This window comes from Vibrio sp. T9, from assembly GCF_003123985.1.
In the GTDB taxonomy this organism is placed as follows: domain Bacteria; phylum Pseudomonadota; class Gammaproteobacteria; order Enterobacterales; family Vibrionaceae; genus Vibrio; species Vibrio diabolicus.
Map to the genome: position 1 here is coordinate 1 of NZ_NIGY01000013.1, position 18,884 is coordinate 18,884.

At 44.7% G+C, this 18,884-nt stretch carries 10 protein-coding genes, 1 tRNA gene, 1 rRNA gene and 1 riboswitch; of the genes, 6 read left to right on the top strand and 6 right to left on the bottom strand.

The window, feature by feature from the left end; genetic code table 11:
- Window positions 1-4: 4 nt before the first annotated feature.
- A 5S ribosomal RNA gene (gene rrf / locus CBX98_RS21670) occupies window positions 5-121 on the top strand.
- A gap of 46 nt (window positions 122-167) precedes the next feature.
- Window positions 168-244: transfer RNA gene (locus CBX98_RS21675), tRNA-Asp, on the top strand.
- Between the two features lie 737 nt (window positions 245-981).
- On the opposite strand, the gene CBX98_RS21680 is transcribed toward CBX98_RS21675, so the two are convergent.
- A complete protein-coding gene (locus CBX98_RS21680; protein ID WP_047009176.1) occupies window positions 982-2,313 on the bottom strand; it encodes a sodium:proton antiporter in 1,332 nt (443 codons plus the stop codon).
- 191 nt (window positions 2,314-2,504) lie between these two features.
- Between CBX98_RS21680 and metH the strand changes: the two genes are divergently transcribed.
- Window positions 2,505-6,185 carry a methionine synthase gene (gene metH / locus CBX98_RS21685; protein WP_109170251.1) on the top strand — a complete coding sequence of 1,227 codons (3,681 nt, stop codon included), beginning with the start codon at window positions 2,505-2,507 and terminating at the stop codon, window positions 6,183-6,185.
- Between the two features lie 86 nt (window positions 6,186-6,271).
- On the opposite strand, the gene lysC is transcribed toward metH, so the two are convergent.
- A complete protein-coding gene (lysC, locus tag CBX98_RS21690) occupies window positions 6,272-7,624 on the bottom strand; it encodes a lysine-sensitive aspartokinase 3 (RefSeq protein WP_109170252.1) in 1,353 nt (450 codons plus the stop codon).
- A gap of 101 nt (window positions 7,625-7,725) precedes the next feature.
- A riboswitch (Lysine riboswitch) is annotated at window positions 7,726-7,904 on the bottom strand.
- 220 nt (window positions 7,905-8,124) lie between these two features.
- On the opposite strand from lysC, the gene CBX98_RS21700 reads away from it, so the two are divergent.
- On the top strand, window positions 8,125-9,246 hold the full coding sequence (locus tag CBX98_RS21700) for an alanine--glyoxylate aminotransferase family protein (protein ID WP_047009173.1): 1,122 nt from the start codon (window positions 8,125-8,127) through the stop codon (window positions 9,244-9,246).
- Between the two features lie 59 nt (window positions 9,247-9,305).
- Here CBX98_RS21700 and CBX98_RS21705 read toward each other — a convergent pair whose 3' ends face one another.
- The 4 genes from CBX98_RS21705 to CBX98_RS21720 all read right to left on the bottom strand — a co-directional run bounded on the left by CBX98_RS21705 (window position 9,306) and on the right by CBX98_RS21720 (window position 15,802).
- Complete coding sequence (locus CBX98_RS21705) at window positions 9,306-11,087, bottom strand: PglL family O-oligosaccharyltransferase (protein WP_046873582.1); 1,782 nt, start codon at window positions 11,085-11,087, stop codon at window positions 9,306-9,308.
- A 67-nt stretch (window positions 11,088-11,154) separates the two neighbouring features.
- Window positions 11,155-13,977 (bottom strand): excinuclease ABC subunit UvrA, encoded by a 2,823-nt coding sequence (gene uvrA, locus CBX98_RS21710; RefSeq protein WP_109170253.1) that lies wholly within the window; start codon window positions 13,975-13,977, stop codon window positions 11,155-11,157.
- 149 nt (window positions 13,978-14,126) lie between these two features.
- Window positions 14,127-14,999: a UTP--glucose-1-phosphate uridylyltransferase GalU gene (galU, locus tag CBX98_RS21715; RefSeq protein WP_005397418.1), complete on the bottom strand. Its 873-nt coding sequence runs from the start codon at window positions 14,997-14,999 to the stop codon at window positions 14,127-14,129.
- Between the two features lie 158 nt (window positions 15,000-15,157).
- On the bottom strand, window positions 15,158-15,802 hold the full coding sequence (locus CBX98_RS21720) for a LuxR C-terminal-related transcriptional regulator (RefSeq protein WP_109170254.1): 645 nt from the start codon (window positions 15,800-15,802) through the stop codon (window positions 15,158-15,160).
- Window positions 15,803-16,079: 277 nt separating this feature from the next.
- Here CBX98_RS21720 and CBX98_RS21725 point away from each other — a divergent pair, with 277 nt between their 5' ends.
- Window positions 16,080-16,628, top strand: coding sequence for a single-stranded DNA-binding protein (locus CBX98_RS21725; protein ID WP_109170255.1), 549 nt, complete (start codon window positions 16,080-16,082; stop codon window positions 16,626-16,628).
- Between the two features lie 242 nt (window positions 16,629-16,870).
- The gene (gene csrD, locus CBX98_RS21730; RefSeq protein ID WP_109170256.1) at window positions 16,871-18,880 is read left to right on the top strand and encodes an RNase E specificity factor CsrD; all 2,010 of its coding nucleotides are present in this window, start codon (window positions 16,871-16,873) and stop codon (window positions 18,878-18,880) included.
- Window positions 18,881-18,884 lie beyond the last annotated feature (4 nt).

The following is an 18,884-nucleotide window of genomic DNA, read 5'->3' on the forward strand; positions in this document are numbered from 1 at the left end:
TTTGCTTGGCGACCATAGCGTTTTGGACCCACCTGATTTCCATGCCGAACTCAGAAGTGAAACGAAATAGCGCCGATGGTAGTGTGGGGCTTCCCCATGTGAGAGTAGGACATCGCCAGGCTTTAAATTTTGGACACTTGCTGATTACAAGCGAGTGATACCACTGCGGAGTGGTAGTTCAGTTGGTTAGAATACCGGCCTGTCACGCCGGGGGTCGCGGGTTCGAGTCCCGTCCACTCCGCCACTTATATTAAGCCTCAGTCGAAAGACTGGGGCTTTTTTCGTTTTGGTTACCCAACTTCCCTTAACCTCATTTCCATATTGAAACCTTGCATCGAGAGGCAGGCTCCTCTCTCGCTATGCTTTCTAAGTTCTGTCATGAACGAGTTGATGCCAGTCTCGAGCTCTCGTTTTGAGTACCAGCACGTGCTTACCAAAGATTCCACTATAACATATTAGAAATATCTAGCTATGTGATAGAACTTAGTCGTTCGAGGTGTCGCTTTGTTTCTATCTCGAAAACAGAACAACTTTGAATATAAGTTCAGTATCGCTGAGATCAAGTATGAGGACTCTAAACTTCTGCTAAGGGCTTGAGTGCTAGCTCAGACCTTAGTTTGGTGGGATTTCAAGCCCGTTTGGGGGAGTGACCTCGCAATCATCCTCAATGCTTCTTTCTCTATAAAAATACAAACTCGCTCATTGCTAAGTGTTGTGGAAGTTTAGCTGTGGTGTTTACAGGGAGCCTATATTGCTAAGGGAAGAGAAGTGATGATGAAAATGCTTAAACTAAAAGACTCCCTCTATGGATGCTATCTATCGGCAATAGTTAGTATCTATGAAACCGTAGCGTGACGATTATTCGGATATTTAACTGTATATCAAAGAGTAACAAGCGTTTTGTTCTTGAAGGGGAGTCCGAAGATTAGATATGAAAAAGCAGCTAGATAGCTGCTTTTTCATCTATTAAGTTACGTGCCTTTAAGAGTCCACTGGCTCCGTATGCTCTGGAGTGGTTATTGCTTGGTTGTTCTCTTCCATTTTCTTCTCTTCATCTTTTGCTTTTTCAATCATTGGGGTGATTGTTGAGCCTTGAATGAGGATAGAGAAAACAACGACGGAGTAGGTCATTACAAGAATAATCTCTTTTACATCGATTAACTTATCTTGAATCACCCAAATACCAGATGGAATGGAAAGTGCCATTGCTAATGCAAGGCCCCCGCGTAAGCCGCCCCATGTCAAAATACGTACTGACCACGGGTTATATTTTCTGTAACGCTTAAAGCCAATGTACGAGAGAAATACGCTTAGATAGCGAGCTGCTAGTACAAGAGGGACAGATATAGCCATCATGATCCAGTCTTCTTTGTGGAATTCAAATAGCAGCATCGACATACCGATCAGTAGGAATAACACGCCATTCAAGAACTCATCGACGAGCTCCCAAAAGTGGTCAAGGTGGTCTTCACTCTCTTTCGAAAAGCCAATAAAACGTGTCCAGTTGCCAATCATAATACCAGATACAACCATCGCTAATGGTCCTGATACATGGATGTATTCAGCAAATGCGTAACCTGCCGTTGGGACACCAATGGTAAGTAATAACTCCATTGAGTGATCATCGGTGGCACTGATTAAGTAGTGGAATAGCAAACCGAGTACGAAACCATAAGTGATACCACCGATAGCTTCTTGGATGAAGAGTAAGGTGACACTACCTACAGTTGGTGCCTCAGTACCAAATGCAATCGTAAATAGAGTGACAAAGATAACCAAACCGAAGCCGTCATTGAAGAGCGACTCTCCTTCAATCTGGGTGGAGATACGTTTGGGAGCATCGAGCTTTTTAACTATAGCCAATACAGCGATTGGGTCAGTTGGCGATATAAGTGCACCGAAAAGTAAGCAGTAGACTAAATCAAATTGGATGCCAATTAACTGACAGAATCCGTAGAGCGCAAACCCGATAAAGAAAGTGGAAAACAGGGTGGCTCCGAGAGCCAAAATGGTAATTTCCCATTTTTGATCCTTAAGGTTCGGGAGTTTGATGCCTAATCCACCCGCAAATAGTAAGAAGCCAAGAATGCCTTTGAGCAAGAAATCTTCGAAGTTGATCCTTGTGACCGTTTCTGTCGCAATTTCGGTGAGATGGAACCAGTTGTTTTGACCTGCAATTAAGATTAGAAGTGAAAGCACCATTGAACCTGCGGTAATCGCAATGGTGGTTTGCATCTTTCCTATCTTGCTGTTTACAAAAGCAATTAGCATTGCAGCTGCGGATAGAAAACATAAAGTATGATAGACCGACATAGAGCTCTCTATTTGTAACATTTTATGAATGGGATTCTCGACTGATGCTGCTTAAATAGCAAACATTTTTTCGCGATTATTTTGTAAGTTAAGAAGGAGATAAAATAATCATTAATTCCACGTTTAGACGTCTAGACTCCTGAAGTTTGTGTGATAGGATGGAATGATAACTAAAGGAATGAGGTTGTACTGTGGGAAGTAATGTAAGACAACAGATTGAAGCTCAATTGAAGCAACGTATTCTTTTGATTGATGGTGGTATGGGAACCATGATTCAGGGATACAAACTTGAAGAGCAAGACTATCGAGGAACGCGCTTTGCGGATTGGCATTGTGATCTAAAAGGTAACAACGACCTGTTGGTTCTAAGTCAGCCTCAACTTATCAAGGAAATTCACGCTGCATATTTAGGAGCGGGTGCAGATATTCTCGAAACCAACACGTTTAACGCAACAACCATTGCGATGGCTGACTACGAGATGGAAAGCCTAAGTGAAGAAATTAACTTTGCAGCTGCCAAGCTTGCACGTGAAGTTGCAGACGAATGGACCGCAAAAACACCCGATAAACCGCGTTATGTCGCAGGGGTTTTAGGGCCGACGAACCGCACTTGTTCTATTTCTCCTGATGTAAATGACCCCGGATATCGAAATGTTTCTTTCGACGAGTTAGTTGAGGCTTACTCTGAATCGACTCGAGCGCTGATTAAAGGTGGTTCTGACCTTATTCTTATCGAGACAATCTTCGATACTCTTAACGCTAAGGCTTGTTCATTTGCTGTTGAAAGTGTGTTTGAAGAGATGGGTATTGAGTTACCTGTGATGATCTCGGGGACTATTACTGATGCTTCCGGTAGAACATTATCAGGTCAAACCACAGAAGCGTTTTATAACTCATTACGTCATGTTAAACCGATTTCGTTTGGTTTGAACTGTGCGCTGGGCCCAGATGAGCTTCGTCCTTATGTTGAAGAGCTTTCGCGTATATCAGAATCTTTTGTTTCCGCTCACCCAAATGCCGGGCTTCCGAATGCATTCGGCGAATACGATTTATCGCCAGAAGATATGGCTAAACATGTTCAAGAGTGGGCTCAAAGTGGCTTTTTAAACTTGATTGGTGGGTGCTGTGGTACAACTCCTGAGCACATTCGCCAAATGGCACTCGCGGTTGAAAATATCGCCCCTCGTCAATTACCTGACCTTCCCGTCGCTTGTCGCTTGTCTGGCCTAGAGCCGCTCGCGATTGATAAAGACTCTTTATTTATCAATGTCGGTGAGCGTACTAATGTAACCGGTTCTGCGCGTTTTAAGCGCTTGATTAAAGAAGAGCTGTACGATGAAGCGCTCGATGTGGCTCGTCAACAAGTTGAAAATGGCGCTCAAATTATCGATATCAACATGGATGAAGGCATGTTGGATGCACAAGCTTGTATGGTTCGATTTTTAAACCTTTGTGCGTCAGAACCTGAAATCTCAAAAGTACCAATCATGGTCGACTCTTCCAAGTGGGAGGTTATTGAAGCCGGTCTTAAGTGCATCCAAGGCAAAGGCATTGTTAACTCGATCTCTCTCAAAGAAGGCAAAGAGAAATTCGTTGAACAAGCTAAGTTGATCCGCCGTTACGGTGCGGCTGTGATTGTGATGGCGTTTGATGAGATTGGGCAAGCAGATACACGTGAGCGCAAAGTAGAAATTTGTACCAACGCTTACCGAATTCTCGTTGATGAAGTGGGCTTTCCACCAGAAGACATCATCTTTGACCCAAACATTTTTGCCATTGCTACGGGGATCGAGGAGCATAATAACTACGCGGTGGATTTCATTGAAGCTGTTGGCGATATCAAACGTGATTTACCGCACGCGATGATCTCGGGTGGGGTTTCTAACGTCTCGTTCTCTTTTCGAGGGAATAACTATGTGCGTGAAGCGATTCACGCGGTGTTCCTCTATCACTGTTTTAAAAATGGTATGGATATGGGGATCGTGAATGCGGGTCAGTTAGAAATCTACGATAACGTGCCTGAAACGCTGCGTGAGGCTGTGGAAGATGTCGTTCTTAACCGTCGCGATGATGCCACTGAGAGGTTGTTAGATATCGCGGCGGAATACGCAGGCAAAGGGGTAGGTAAAGAGGAGGATGCCTCTGCACTTGAGTGGAGAACTTGGCCTGTTGAAAAGCGTTTAGAACACGCGTTAGTGAAAGGAATAACCGAGTTTATCGTTGATGATACCGAAGAGGCACGTGTCAATGCTTCAAAGCCATTAGAGGTGATTGAAGGCCCACTAATGGATGGGATGAACGTCGTCGGAGACTTGTTTGGTGAAGGTAAAATGTTCCTTCCTCAGGTCGTAAAATCTGCACGAGTGATGAAGCAAGCAGTCGCGCATCTGGAGCCCTACATCAATGCAGAAAAGCAGGTGGGACAAACAAACGGTAAGATTTTGCTAGCGACGGTCAAAGGTGATGTACATGATATCGGGAAAAATATCGTTGGCGTTGTATTGCAGTGCAATAACTACGAAATTATCGATCTTGGTGTCATGGTTCCTTGCGAAAAGATCTTAAAAGTAGCGCAAGAAGAAAACGTCGATATTATTGGTTTATCAGGGTTGATCACGCCTTCATTAGACGAAATGGTGCATGTTGCAAAAGAGATGGAGCGTCTCGACTTTAACTTACCTCTTCTCATCGGTGGCGCAACAACGTCAAAAGCCCATACAGCAGTTAAGATTGAGCAAAATTACAAGCATCCAGTGGTTTACGTGAACAACGCCTCACGTGCAGTGGGCGTATGTACTTCTCTATTGTCAGATGAACGTCGCCCTGAATTTGTTGAAAAACTTGAAGCTGATTACGAACGAGTACGTGATCAACATAATCGAAAGAAACCGAGAACCAAACCAGTGACATTAGAAGCGGCTCGAGCGAATAAAGTTGCGATCGATTGGGAAGCTTATACTCCTCCAGTGCCTGTTAAGCCTGGCATTCATATCTTCGATGATTTTGATGTGGCTATATTACGTCAATACATCGATTGGACACCATTCTTTATGACTTGGTCACTTGTGGGTAAGTATCCAACAATTTTCCAACATGAAGAAGTTGGTGAAGAAGCAAAACGTTTATTCGAAGATGCCAACGAGTTACTTGACCGAGTTGAGCGAGAAGGCCTGTTAAAAGCGCGTGGAATGTGTGGCTTATTCCCTGCTGCGAGCGTGGGGGACGACATTGAAGTTTATGCTGATGAAACTCGTACCGACGTTGTGAAAGTACTGCGTAACTTGCGTCAACAGACTGAGAAACCAAAAGGGTTCAACTATTGTTTGTCTGACTACATCGCACCTAAAGAGTCGGGTAAACATGATTGGATAGGGGCATTTGCTGTCACTGGTGGTATTGGTGAACGAGAGCTTGCTGATGAATACAAAGCACAGGGAGATGATTACAACGCAATTATGATTCAAGCGGTGGCGGATCGCCTAGCCGAAGCGTTTGCTGAGTATTTGCATGAGCGTGTCCGTAAAGAAATTTGGGGTTATGCTGCGGATGAAGATTTATCTAACAATGATCTCATTCGTGAAAAATACCAAGGTATTCGCCCTGCGCCGGGTTATCCAGCGTGCCCTGAGCATACTGAAAAAGGACCGCTTTGGGAGCTACTTAATGTGGAAGAGAATATTGGCATGACTCTAACCTCCAGCTATGCAATGTATCCGGGCGCGTCAGTCTCTGGTTGGTATTTCTCTCATCCTGACTCACGTTACTTTGCGATCGCACAGATCCAAGAAGATCAGCTAGAGAGCTACGCCGATCGCAAAGGGTGGGATAGGATCGAGGCTGAAAAATGGTTAGGGCCAAACATTAACGGTTAAATTGATGTTTACCTCGTTCAAATGTAACAACTATTGAAACAACAAAGGGCTGCAGATACGCAGCCCTTTGTTTTATTGAGTTGAACTTACTTCTCAAACAACTCGGTGTGGAGTTTTTGTATGGCTTGTTTCGATACCGATTCATGGAGCAAGAAGCATAAGTTGTGAGGGCTAGCGCCATAACAAATCATGCGTAGGTTAAAGTCTTCTAGCGTGCCAAAAACCTGTTTCGCGTAGCCTTTACTCTCACTCATGTTGTTACCAATGAGAGCAACGAGGCATAGGTCATGTTCAACTTCTACCTTACATAACTCTCCTAACTCTTCTCGTACAGCTTGCGGCAGCTGTGGTGCTCCGCCAGAGGTATCAGTTTGATCAAGTGTTAACGATACACTGATTTCAGATGTCGTGATCAAATCGACAGAGATCTTATGCTTTGCAAGGATCTCAAAGACCTTTGCTAAGAAGCCGTATGCGTGGAACATATTGGCGCTGCGTAGCGTTACCATGGTTTGGTTACAACGCAAAGCTAGCGCACGGAACAACGGTGAGCTTTCGACTTGGTGACGAATCCAAGTGCCCCCTTTTTCTGGCTCTTTCGATGACCCTACAAATACCGGAATGTCGTGGCGCAATGCGGGTACTAGCGTAGAAGGGTGAAGGATTTTAGCGCCAAAGTTAGCCATTTCTGAAGCTTCACTAAAGCTGATCTCGGGAATTGGTGAGGCTTTTGGCGCAATTCGCGGGTCTGTTGTGTAGATGCCCGGTACATCAGTCCAGATTTCTAACCCTGCCGCTTTGACGCTCTCAGCAATTAAGGCGGCGCTGTAATCGCTGCCTCCTCGACCTAGTGTTGTTGTATTACCTGCTTCGTCAGATCCTATGAAGCCTTGAGTAACAACAACGGATTGTTGGCAAAGTGGTACGAGTTTATCTTGCGCAAGCGTCGAAATTGCTTCAATGTTTGGCTCCGCGCGACCAAAGTTGTCATCAGTACGCAGCACATCGCGGATATCAAAGCGCACTGCTTGAATGCCTCGCTCACACATTAACTGAGCTAGAATGTGCGTCGACATGAGCTCACCACATGCGACTAAATGATCGGTTAACTTCGCACTAGCTTGGATAGATGCAGCCTCGGCAAGGCTGGTTACGGTATCTAATATGGCATACACCTCGGCAGCAGTTTTTGTGCTGTCTTCGAGCTGAGTTAAAATGGCGTCATGAATGTTGGCCAGATTTTGCAGCAGCTCAGTACGGTGCGTTTGATCCTGTACACCATTGGCGAGTTCCACCAATAGGTTGGTGACGCCAGAACAAGCGCTGCTCACGACCAGGCTAGTAGTTGGATTGTTTTCGATAATGGTGGCACAACGACTCATTGCCTCAAAGTTGGCAACACTGGTTCCACCGAATTTAGCTACGTTAAATGCGCTCACTGCGTTCTCCCACGACTTCCTAAAAAATTGTACATCCAATGTTTAGTGAGAAAAGGAACAGAGCAAAAAGAGAGGTATTTAGAATGCTGTTTGAAAAATTTACCCTCAGAAGCCCTTCATCAGACTGCGCTGATGACAGTTGATGGGATTCAGCCCAATTCAACCGACAAGTCAAATCCTGCAACTTTGACTTACCTCGGCACTACTCCCCCTCAATGATTGGTGTTGGAATTGCGGTTCCACAAATCATCTACCTGGGTAGCGCTCCTCTTCTACATAAAGCTCAAACATTGAACGGTTTTGAGGCCTTAATGTCAATCAATATTTCAACCTTTATGGTGTTTTTTATTAACGATTTTGTGACACTGGTTTGACCTCCATACTTACGGCTAATTGCTGATAGAGGAAAAATCTATTAGGGTGAAGAACCCTACACCTGAGCCATGTTATTGAATAGAACTTTTAGAATGCTCAGGATAAAAGATAATCAAGGAGCTGACATGTCGATCCAAAGCTTTATTCCGCCTCACCGTATTTTAATGGGACCTGGTCCTTCTGATATTTATCCTCAAGTGTTACAAGCGCTAAGCCGTCCTACCGTAGGTCACCTTGATCCTCTGTTTATCGGTATGATGGATGAGCTCAAGCAGCTATTGAAGTATGCCTTTCAAACTGACAATGAATTCACTATTGCAGTTTCAGCGCCAGGCAGTGCAGGGATGGAAACCTGCTTTGTAAACTTAATCGAGGAAGGCGATAAAGTGATCGTCTGCCGTAACGGTGTATTTGGTGAACGCATGCGCGAAAATGTCGTCCGTGCTGGTGGTGAAGTTGTTATCGTCGATGATGAATGGGGGACGCCTGTTTCCATTGATAAAGTCGAGCAAGCACTCGAACAGCACCCAGATACAAAAATTCTTGCTTTTGTGCATGCGGAAACCTCAACTGGTGCAGTCAGTGATGCTCAAGCATTGGGTAAGCTGGCGAAACAGCATAATGCATTATCTATTGTTGATGCGGTGACGTCACTTGGTGGTGTGCCGTTAAAAGTGGATGAATGGCAACTGGATGCGGTTTACTCTGGCAGTCAAAAATGTTTGTCATGTGTACCAGGGCTCTCACCAGTGACGTTTTCTCCTGCCGCGATTGAAAAGATTCAAGCAAGAACAACACCAGTACAGAGTTGGTTCCTCGATCAGAGTTTAGTATTGGGGTATTGGAGTGGAGAAGGTAAGCGTAGTTACCATCATACGGCGCCAGTTAATAGCTTGTATGCGCTTCATGAAGCTTTATTGATACTGAAAAATGAAGGATTAGAAAACGCTTGGGCTCGTCATCAACTGATGCATGAAAAACTCAAAAATGGCCTACAAAAGCTAGGTTTTGAATTTGTTGTGGACGAAGCCCATCGTTTGCCGCAATTAAATGCGATTTACGTGCCTGAAGGAATTGATGAAGCAAAAGTTCGTGCTCACTTGCTAGAAACCTATAACCTAGAAATTGGTGCAGGCCTCGGGGCATTAGCCGGTAAAGCGTGGCGTATTGGCTTAATGGGTTACGGCGCTCGACCTGAAAACGTTGCACTGTGCTTAAAAGCATTAGAAGAGTCACTCACTGAATAAAACTATACCGCAATGAGATAAAGAAAAGCGAAGGTCATCCCTTCGCTTTTTTGTACTTATTACTCTGCACCTGAAGTGGGTGCTGGTGAGGCAGAGATTGCTTGAGAAGGTGGTCGGTAATTGACGTCACTGAAATCAATCTTCGGGAACAAAAACTGCGCTTCAGCTCTGATTTGCTCCGCTTTACTTGAGTCATCTAAGCCTTGGTAGGCCAAAATCAAATTATTATAAAATGCAGGGCGAGGCTTATCTTTGATGATTTTTAGCGACCAATCGATATAAGGCTGAATCAAGGTTGCGTCTTGTTGGTACAGCCCAATGTTTAAAAACGTGCTATAGACATCCCAATCAAACCTGTCTTTCCAAACTACAGGGTTACTGACTTGATTCAGAATATCAGGGTTAGTTGGCCTAGTGGTCTCAAACTTCGTCAATACATAGTTCGTATGCAATGCGCTTACCATGTAAAACGTAAACGTAACGGGAAGTACCAAACTAAAGACTCGCAGCAAGCTTTTGGTCACATTACTAAAGCCGACTTGTCGATAACGAGAGACGCGCTGATCGACCCAGTACAGCAGGATAACGAAGATCAACCAATGTACGAGAGAGTGGTAGAAAGGGTATTCCAGTTGTGAGTGCAATACGATAGGTATAAACAAGGCCAGCAACGCAAGACGAGTTCCGCGTTTGGCTTGATAGATTCGATACAGTACCAGTGCCATCGCTAAGAAGATGCCGAGTATTGGCAGCAAACCACCTTCTACTCCCCAGTAAAGTAGCTCGTTATGCGGATGATCCATGGCTGGCAAACCAGCTGGGTAATTCTCATTTAGGGCATGTTGACGAGCCGTATACAGCATGTACTCAGATTCAAACTTGCCATATCCATAGCCAGTAAAAGGCTTTTCAATCACCATGTCTAATGTTTGCGGAAAAGTATACGCTCGAGGAGACTCCATGTTTACTTTTTCTGCGGCTAACCCACCTCCATCAGGAAAGGCAAGATGCATGACAACCACTGAGAGTAAGAGCCCAGTGACAAGCGACGTAACCCAGCGGATAAAGCGCCCTTTGGTCGCAAAGCGATACATGTATGGGATGACCAACAAAACGGCGATGACCGAGGCTAACCAACCAGTGCGTGAAGCCAACGCCACAATTAGTGGTAAGGTTAAAACTGGCACGGCATAGAGAAGATAAACATCGCTTAACTTACGGTCGTATTTGTAGGGCTGACGTGCAAGTAAATAGCTGGCAATCACCAATCCTGTCGCAAGAAAACTGGCCATTACATTAGGCTGTTGGAAAATACCATAAGGACGATTGGCCATCGTGTCGTAGCCAAACGGATTGCCTGGTTTGAGATACAGATATTGTGTCAGACCAAAAATGGCTTCGATAACAACCGCAAGGACAATGAACCATAACAGGCGTTGGCGATGTTTATTACTGAAATGAAATTGTTGTAAGACAATAAAAAACAGGACGCCACACCACAGACCAATGAGCTTGTTGGCTGCCAAACTGCTATTCGCATTTGGGTACAGAATGGGCACCGTCATGATAAGAGCACTAATGAACAAGCCGATGGTTAATTTAGAGTAACGTAGCGCTCGATTATTCGCGAGTTGGTAGCACCCAATGCCTAATGCAAAGCTAAAAGCAATCCAAGTTGTCGCATTGAACGAAAGCGAAAGCCCCGAACCGCCGGGGTTGGGCATGAAAAAGTGCATTGCCAACACAAATAGTGTTGCCAAGGCAATGAGAAACTTGCGATTGAGGGGAACCTGTACTTTTTCGGGAGAAAGCTTTGTTCCACTTACATGTATAGTAGCCATAGTTATTGCGTTGTTTTGAATGAAAAAAGACCAGCACTTGCTGGTCTCGGTACTTTACCTGTTTTTTCTACTTCAACATAGGCTTAAGGAAGTGAGCTGTGTGCGAACCCTCGATTTGCGACACATCTTCCGGTGTGCCTTGAGCGATTATCTCGCCTCCACCCTGTCCCCCTTCAGGTCCTAGATCGATAATCCAGTCCGCAGTCTTAATGACATCTAGGTTATGCTCGATCACCACGACAGTATTTCCGTGGTCGCGAAGTCTGTGCAATACAGTGAGCAACTGCTGGATATCATGGAAGTGCAGGCCGGTTGTTGGTTCATCCAAAATGTACAAGGTTTTTCCTGTATCACGCTTGGATAGCTCTCTCGCTAGTTTCACACGCTGAGCTTCACCACCGGAGAGTGTCGTTGCCGCTTGACCTAGGCGAATGTAAGACAAGCCAACATCCATTAGAGTCTGTAGCTTACGTGCTATAGCAGGTACGGGTTCAAAGAACGTTCGGGCGTCTTCGACCGTCATTTCTAGCACTTCATCAATGGTTTTGCCTTTGTAACGTACTTCAAGTGTTTCACGGTTGTAGCGCTTACCTTTACATACATCACATGGCACATAAACGTCTGGTAGGAAATGCATTTCAACTTTAATGACACCATCACCCTGACAGGCCTCACAACGACCACCGCGTACGTTAAAGCTAAAACGTCCAGGCTTGTAACCGCGAGAACGCGACTCTTGTGTGCCTGCAAACAGTTCACGGATTGGGGTAAAGATTCCCGTATAGGTCGCTGGGTTAGAGCGAGGTGTACGACCAATTGGGCTTTGATCGATATCGATAACTTTATCGAAGTGCTCTAAACCTTTAATCGACTTATAAGGTGAAGGTTGAGCCGTTGTTGCTCCGTTGAGTTGGGTGTGAGCAATTTTAAAGAAAGTATCATTAATCAGCGTTGATTTACCTGAGCCAGATACCCCTGTAATACAGCTGAATAACCCAACAGGAATAGAGAGATTAACGTTCTTAAGGTTATTACCTGTTGCGCCTAAAAGCTCAACCGTTTTTTTCGGATCACGCGGCGTGCGATCTTTCGGTACTGCGATTTCTTTAACGCCACTTAAGTACTGACCTGTCAGAGAATTCGGATTTGCGATTATCTCTTCCATGGTGCCTTCCGCGACAACATTACCACCGTGTACGCCAGCGCCAGGACCGATATCTATGACATGATCCGCACAGCGAATAGCATCTTCATCGTGTTCTACCACGAGCACGGTATTCCCCAAATCGCGCAAATGAGTGAGCGTTTTTAATAAGCGTTCATTATCACGCTGGTGGAGACCAATCGACGGTTCGTCCAGAACATACATCACACCAACAAGACCCGCACCAATTTGGCTGGCTAAGCGAATACGTTGAGCTTCACCACCAGAGAGCGTTTCGGCGCTGCGAGACAGGTTCAGATAGTTCAAACCAACGTTAACCAAGAACTGCAGGCGATCGTTGATTTCCTTCATCACTTTTTCAGCGATTTGGGCGCGTTGACCCTCCAGTTTCAAGGAATGGAAGAATTCCAATGCATCAGCAATGCTGAGTTCAACAATCTCAGGCAGTGTCGTATCAGCAATAAACACGTTACGAGCTTCAAGGCGTAAACGAGTACCGCCACAGCTTGAACAAGATTTAGTGGAGATGTATTTCGCAAGTTCTTCACGGACAGAGTTGGATTCTGTATCACGATAGCGACGTTCTAGGGTATTCAGAATACCTTCGAATGGATGGCGCTTAACGCGAATATCGCCACGATCGTTGATGTATTTAAACTCAATCTCAGTACGACCTGAGCCCTTTAGAATGACATCTTGCGTTTTTTTTGGCAGAGAATTAAAAGGGGCATGGAGATCAAAACCATAATGATCCGCCAATGAGGTGAGCATTTGGAAGTAGTAATAGTTCTTTTGATCCCAACCGCGAATCGCACCTTGTGCCAAGCTTAATGAATCATCTTGAATTACTCGGCTTGGATCGAAGTATTGCTGCACACCCAAACCATCACAAGTGCCACACGCACCAGCAGGGTTGTTGAATGAGAAAAGTCTCGGCTCCAACTCTTGCATGCTGTAACCACATTGTGGACAAGCGAAGTTGGCGGAGAAAATAATCTCTTCACCGTCGCCATCCATTGGCGCGACAATCGCAATTCCGCCTGATAATTCGAGCGTGGTCTCGAAAGATTCCGCTAAGCGCTGTTGCAGGTCTGGACGAACTTTAAAGCGGTCGACCACGACTTCAATGGTGTGCTTTTTATGTAGCTCAAGGGTTGGAGGATCTGAAAGATCGCATGTCTCTCCATCAATACGCGCACGAATAAAGCCCTGAGCTGCCAGGTTCTCAAGCGTTTTAACATGCTCACCTTTACGCTCTTTGACAATGGGTGCCAACAGCATCATTTTGCTGCCTTCTGGCATCTCCAGAACTTTGTCCACCATTTGACTGATGGTTTGTGCGGCAAGAGGGGCATGGTGCGTTGGACAGCGTGGTTCGCCTACACGAGCATACAACAGACGTAAGTAGTCGTAGACTTCGGTAATTGTACCTACGGTTGAACGCGGATTATGAGAAGTAGACTTCTGTTCAATAGAAATCGCGGGTGATAACCCTTCAATATGGTCGACATCGGGTTTTTCCATCAGAGACAAAAACTGACGAGCGTAGGCAGAGAGAGACTCTACGTAGCGTCGTTGGCCTTCTGCATACAATGTATCGAAAGCGAGAGATGATTTACCGGAGCCACTTAGTCCAGTAATGACAATCAGTTTATCGCGAGGGATTGTAAGATTAATGTCTTTGAGGTTATGGGTTCGGGCACCGCGAACTTCTATTTTATCCATCGTTTTTGCTCTATGTATAACCAAGTGGGGCAAGTATTACATAGTGTGAGAAATGTGCAAAGAAAATTACTGGATAAAAAAACAGTAAAAATAAAAGCCCAACATAATGCTGGGCTTTAGAAACAATAATTTCGTACTACGACGATGCTTTATACCGCTTTTTGTGTTGCGTGTTTACCTAACTCTGAAGCTTTTTCATCTTTTAGATAAAGGTTTTCAAAACAGTAGTTGGTTGCTTCGATGTAACCTTCAACACTACCACAGTCAAAGCGTTTGCCTTTGAATTTGTAAGCCAAGACACAGCCCGCTTTTGCTTGTTTAAGTAGCGCGTCAGTGATTTGAATTTCACCACCTTTACCTGGCTCTGTATTTTCAATCAGTTCGAAAATATCAGGGGTCAGAATGTAGCGACCAATGATCGCAAGGTTGCTTGGTGCCGTGCCTTTCTCAGGTTTTTCTACCATGTCGTCTACGCGGTAGATGTCATCTTTGATCATTTCACCAGAGATAACGCCGTATTTGTGAGTCTCATCTTCTGGGACTTCTTGTACGGCAACGATAGAGCAACGGAACTGTTTAAATAGCGCCACCATTTGAGCTAGCACGCCTTCTTCTTCGTTGACACAAAGGTCATCAGCAAGAACGACGGCAAATGGTTCGTCACCCACCAGTTCACGCCCGGTCAGAATCGCGTGGCCTAAGCCTTTCATCTCGCGTTGACGGATGTAAGTGAAGTTTGCAGATTCAATGATTTCACGGATATCTACCAATAGCTCTTCTTTATTGGTACCGCTAATCTGGTGTTCCAGTTCGTAGTTCTTATCAAAGTGGTCCATGATAGAGTGTTTGCCACGACCCGTCACAATACACATGCCGTTCATACCAGCTTGAATTGCTTCTTCAACGCCGTATTCAATAAGCGGTTTATTCACGACTGGCATCATCTCTTTTGGCATAGATTTCGTTGCCGGTAAGAAGCGAGTGCCATAGCCTGCAGCAGGGAACAGACATTTTTTAATCATTGGGGGAATATCCTATCTCGTTATTATCAAGAATCTGTGCATAACTTTAACACGAGAGTCGTCAATGAATCATGAATAAAGTAGGAAAAAGTGTGAGACTCAGTGCGGAAAAAAGATGAGCGACTCGTCATTTCAGTCATTAGAGTCGCGGCATCGCATCATGATATTAAGTTTTGATCTGCCCACGCGATTGCTTGAACGCGATTCTTCACTGATAGCTTTTTGAATATCTGATACAAGTGCGATTTGATGGTGAATTCACTGACAAATAATTCCTCGGCCATTTGGCCGTTCGAGGCACCAGCTTGCAAGCAACGCAGTACTTGCAGCTCGCGAATGGTTAGGTCTACCGTGGCTGGGGCAGTATGAGTATTAATGACGTTACGGTAATAGTGTAAAAGTTGACTGGTTACATTACGCGGCAGCCAGTTTTGACCGTTAACAATGCCTTTTAATCCCTCTCCAATTTGCTCTAGCGTATCTTCGGAATAGAACAGCCCCTTTAATTGACCAAATGAAAGAAGCTCATCCGTGGTCAGCCTTTTAGGGACATTGAACACAACGGTTTCAAAGTTCTTCCATACAAGCGGTAAGTTTTTGATCGATTGAACGAGTGATTTATGTTCACTGAAGTCGATCAGTAGGATTTTGTTACGATGCTGTGGCTTAGCTTCCATGAGTGCTTCGGTCGAAATCACCGGGATGCTCATATCAATGTACTTTTCGAGTGCTGCCACCTTTTTTTCCGCATTATCTTCCATACTGATCAGAAATAGCTTTCTTGCGTAAGCCGACTTTCTCACGTGTTCAAATCTCCCAGTGTTCAATAAAGGCCATAAGTTGGCATTAAAGAGAGGTTATAACCATAGCTTTACTGAATAAATGCGTTCGAATTCAAAGCTTCACGAAACGATGTCTGCAAAGCGAATCAAAAATGCTACATGCGTAAGTTGAAATGCGATTTGGGTTCTAGTAGGTGACTCATTAGATCACAATGGTATTAGACTTTAATCAAAACATTAAAGCGTGCTATTCTAATGCGCTAAAATTTTATATATCCAGAGTGAAACGGAGCACATCATGGCCAGCCGTGGAATTAACAAAGTTATTTTGGTGGGGAATCTAGGTAACGACCCTGAAATTCGTTACATGCCGAACGGCGGTGCAGTAGCTAACATTACTATTGCGACTTCTGATTCATGGCGTGATAAAGCGACTGGCGAACAGCGCGAAAAAACGGAATGGCACCGTGTTGTGTTGTTCGGCAAACTTGCGGAAGTAGCAGGTGAGTACTTGCGTAAAGGTTCTCAAGTATACATTGAAGGCCAACTGCAAACTCGTAAATGGCAAGACCAAAGCGGTCAAGATCGCTACTCAACTGAAGTCGTTGTTCAAGGCTTCAACGGCGTGATGCAAATGCTTGGCGGTCGTGGTCAAGGTGGCGGCGCACCAATGGGCGGTCAACAGCAGCAGCAAGGTGGATGGGGTCAGCCTCAACAACCAGCTCAGCAGCAGTACAATGCGCCTCAGCAACAGCAACAGCAACAGCAACAACAGCAGGCTCCGCAGCAACCACAGCAGCAGTACAATGAGCCACCAATGGATTTTGACGACGATATCCCGTTCTAAATTCTGCTTATGCTTGAATCGAAAAGGCCGCGAATATCGCGGTCTTTTTTATTGTCGCTATCTAATGATCTCAAAGGCTTATCTCAGCAAGGTTAGGCGTAACAATAAAACTTATCAATGAGTGTGATGTTCTTTATGCTCCAGCCTCTCACTATCAGACGAATCCGATTGTTTGATGAACTCTTATCAAGTATAAATATTTCAATAAGGTATATGATGAATAAAAAAGGAATTTGGTATTCATGAGGTATACCCCAACTCTTAAGTTAAGCACACGGCTGGTGGCTTTTGTCACCATGATCGTCATCTGCGCCATGTTTATCTTGTTTGTCGGTGGCACCCTCTCTTTTAAACGTCTTGGGCAGGAATATCTCACCCATTATTTAGAAGGGATCGTAGAGGTGGTCGACAAGGAGATGGAAGATCCTGACGCTGCTTATTCTATGCAGCGCTGGATGCCGAAAATGCTGCAGGCTTCCAATATTGTCGAAATGACATTGTCGACCAACAATGCGGTTGTTTATCGCTTCAAAGATACTTCTCATCAAATGGAAGCGTCAGTCTTGTTTGAGACAGAATACCAACTGACTCACAATCAAGATTACACGATTCATTTTAAAGCGATCCCGCCTTACTTAGGTTACAGCTACTCAATGCAGGCGCTTTGGTCGATCACGCTTGCCGTTATCTTGATCATCTTCTGTTTAATGCGCGGCGTTGCGTGGCTTAAGGAGCAATTAGAAGGCTCTGAAATGCTCGAAGAGCGAGGCAGGATGATCCTTGCTGGTCGGGTAGAGCAGTATGCAAAAGGTGACAAAAAAGAATGGCCTTATACTGCCAGTGAAGCGCTCGATGTATTAATTGAAGAGTTACAAGATGCGCGTCAAGAGCGAAGCCGATTTGATACCTTTATTCGAACTCAAACCTTCCTTGATAAGTTAACAGGTACCGCCAATCGAGTGCTGTTTGATAGCAAACTGGAATCGGCGTTACTAGAAAGTGGGGCTCGCGGCGCCGTGTTGCTAGTACGTATTCAAGACTGGAAACTGGTTGAAGAAGAGCAAGATAAGCAAATTACGGATGAGTTTATTGTTGAAGTTGGGAGTTTATTATCCAACTTAGTTCAGCGATACCCTGATGTTGTATTTTCTCGTTATTACGATGCTGATTTTGCGTTATTTCTGCCGCATCAAAGTGCTAAAGATGTGGCTAATTTGGCATCACAATGCATTCGCCAGTTAGAAAAATTAATGCCGCCAGAGCCACTCGACCCAGACAACTGGTGCCATATAGGCATCACTACTTATAAAGAGGGTGAGCGACACAGCCAAATCATCGATGAGGCAGAGACAGCTTTGCGTAGTGCGCAACTACAAAATAACAATAATTGGAGTCGCTTCAAAAAATGGAACCACGATGAAGAAGCTCGCGGAAGTGTGAGGTGGAGAACGTTATTTGACACAGCACTTACACCAGAAAATGTGATACTCTACGCACAATCTGTGCACCCAATAAGTGATGCGACGCATAAAAAATCATTATATGAAGAGTTAACATGTCGGATTCGCGATCCTGAGAATGGCATTGTTAAAGCGTCTCGGTTTATTTCTGCGATCAGACAGGTTGGTTATGAAGCGCAAATGGATAAGTCAGTTATTAATAAATTCTTAAGAGAATTTAAGGATAATTTTGATAACTCGAGAGAGTATGCGCTCAATTTGAATGTAACGCCTTTTTCTAACCGAGAGTACTTTAAATGGTTTCGTGATGAACTCTTACAGTTGTCACGTGAACAGAGAAAGTGTCTCAGTTTTGAGTTTGTTGAAGCACAATTTGTAAGACACTTAGACTTTATGCGACCAGTCGCTAAAATGCTGGCCGGTCTAGGGTGCCACTTAATGGTTGGGCAGGCTGGACGAACCATCGTCAGCACTCACTATTTAAAAGAAGTGGATATTCGTTACCTTAAACTTCATCGCAGTTTAGTAGCAAAAATCGACCAGCGACATGAGAACCAGCTATTTGTCCGCAGCATGCTAGGTGCCGCGGCAAACAGTAAAACTAAAATCATAGCAGTGGGAATTGAGAATCAAAACGAGCTCAACACGTTAATTGAGCTCGGGGTTTATGGTGGGCAAGGGCGCTACTTTTCTGCAGAGCAGCAGTTTCTTCCTCGTCCACAAGCATTGCCAAGTTCTCAATCAGAATCCCAAGTGAAATTGGGAAGACGAAATCGCTGGCGTAAAAAATAAAGAT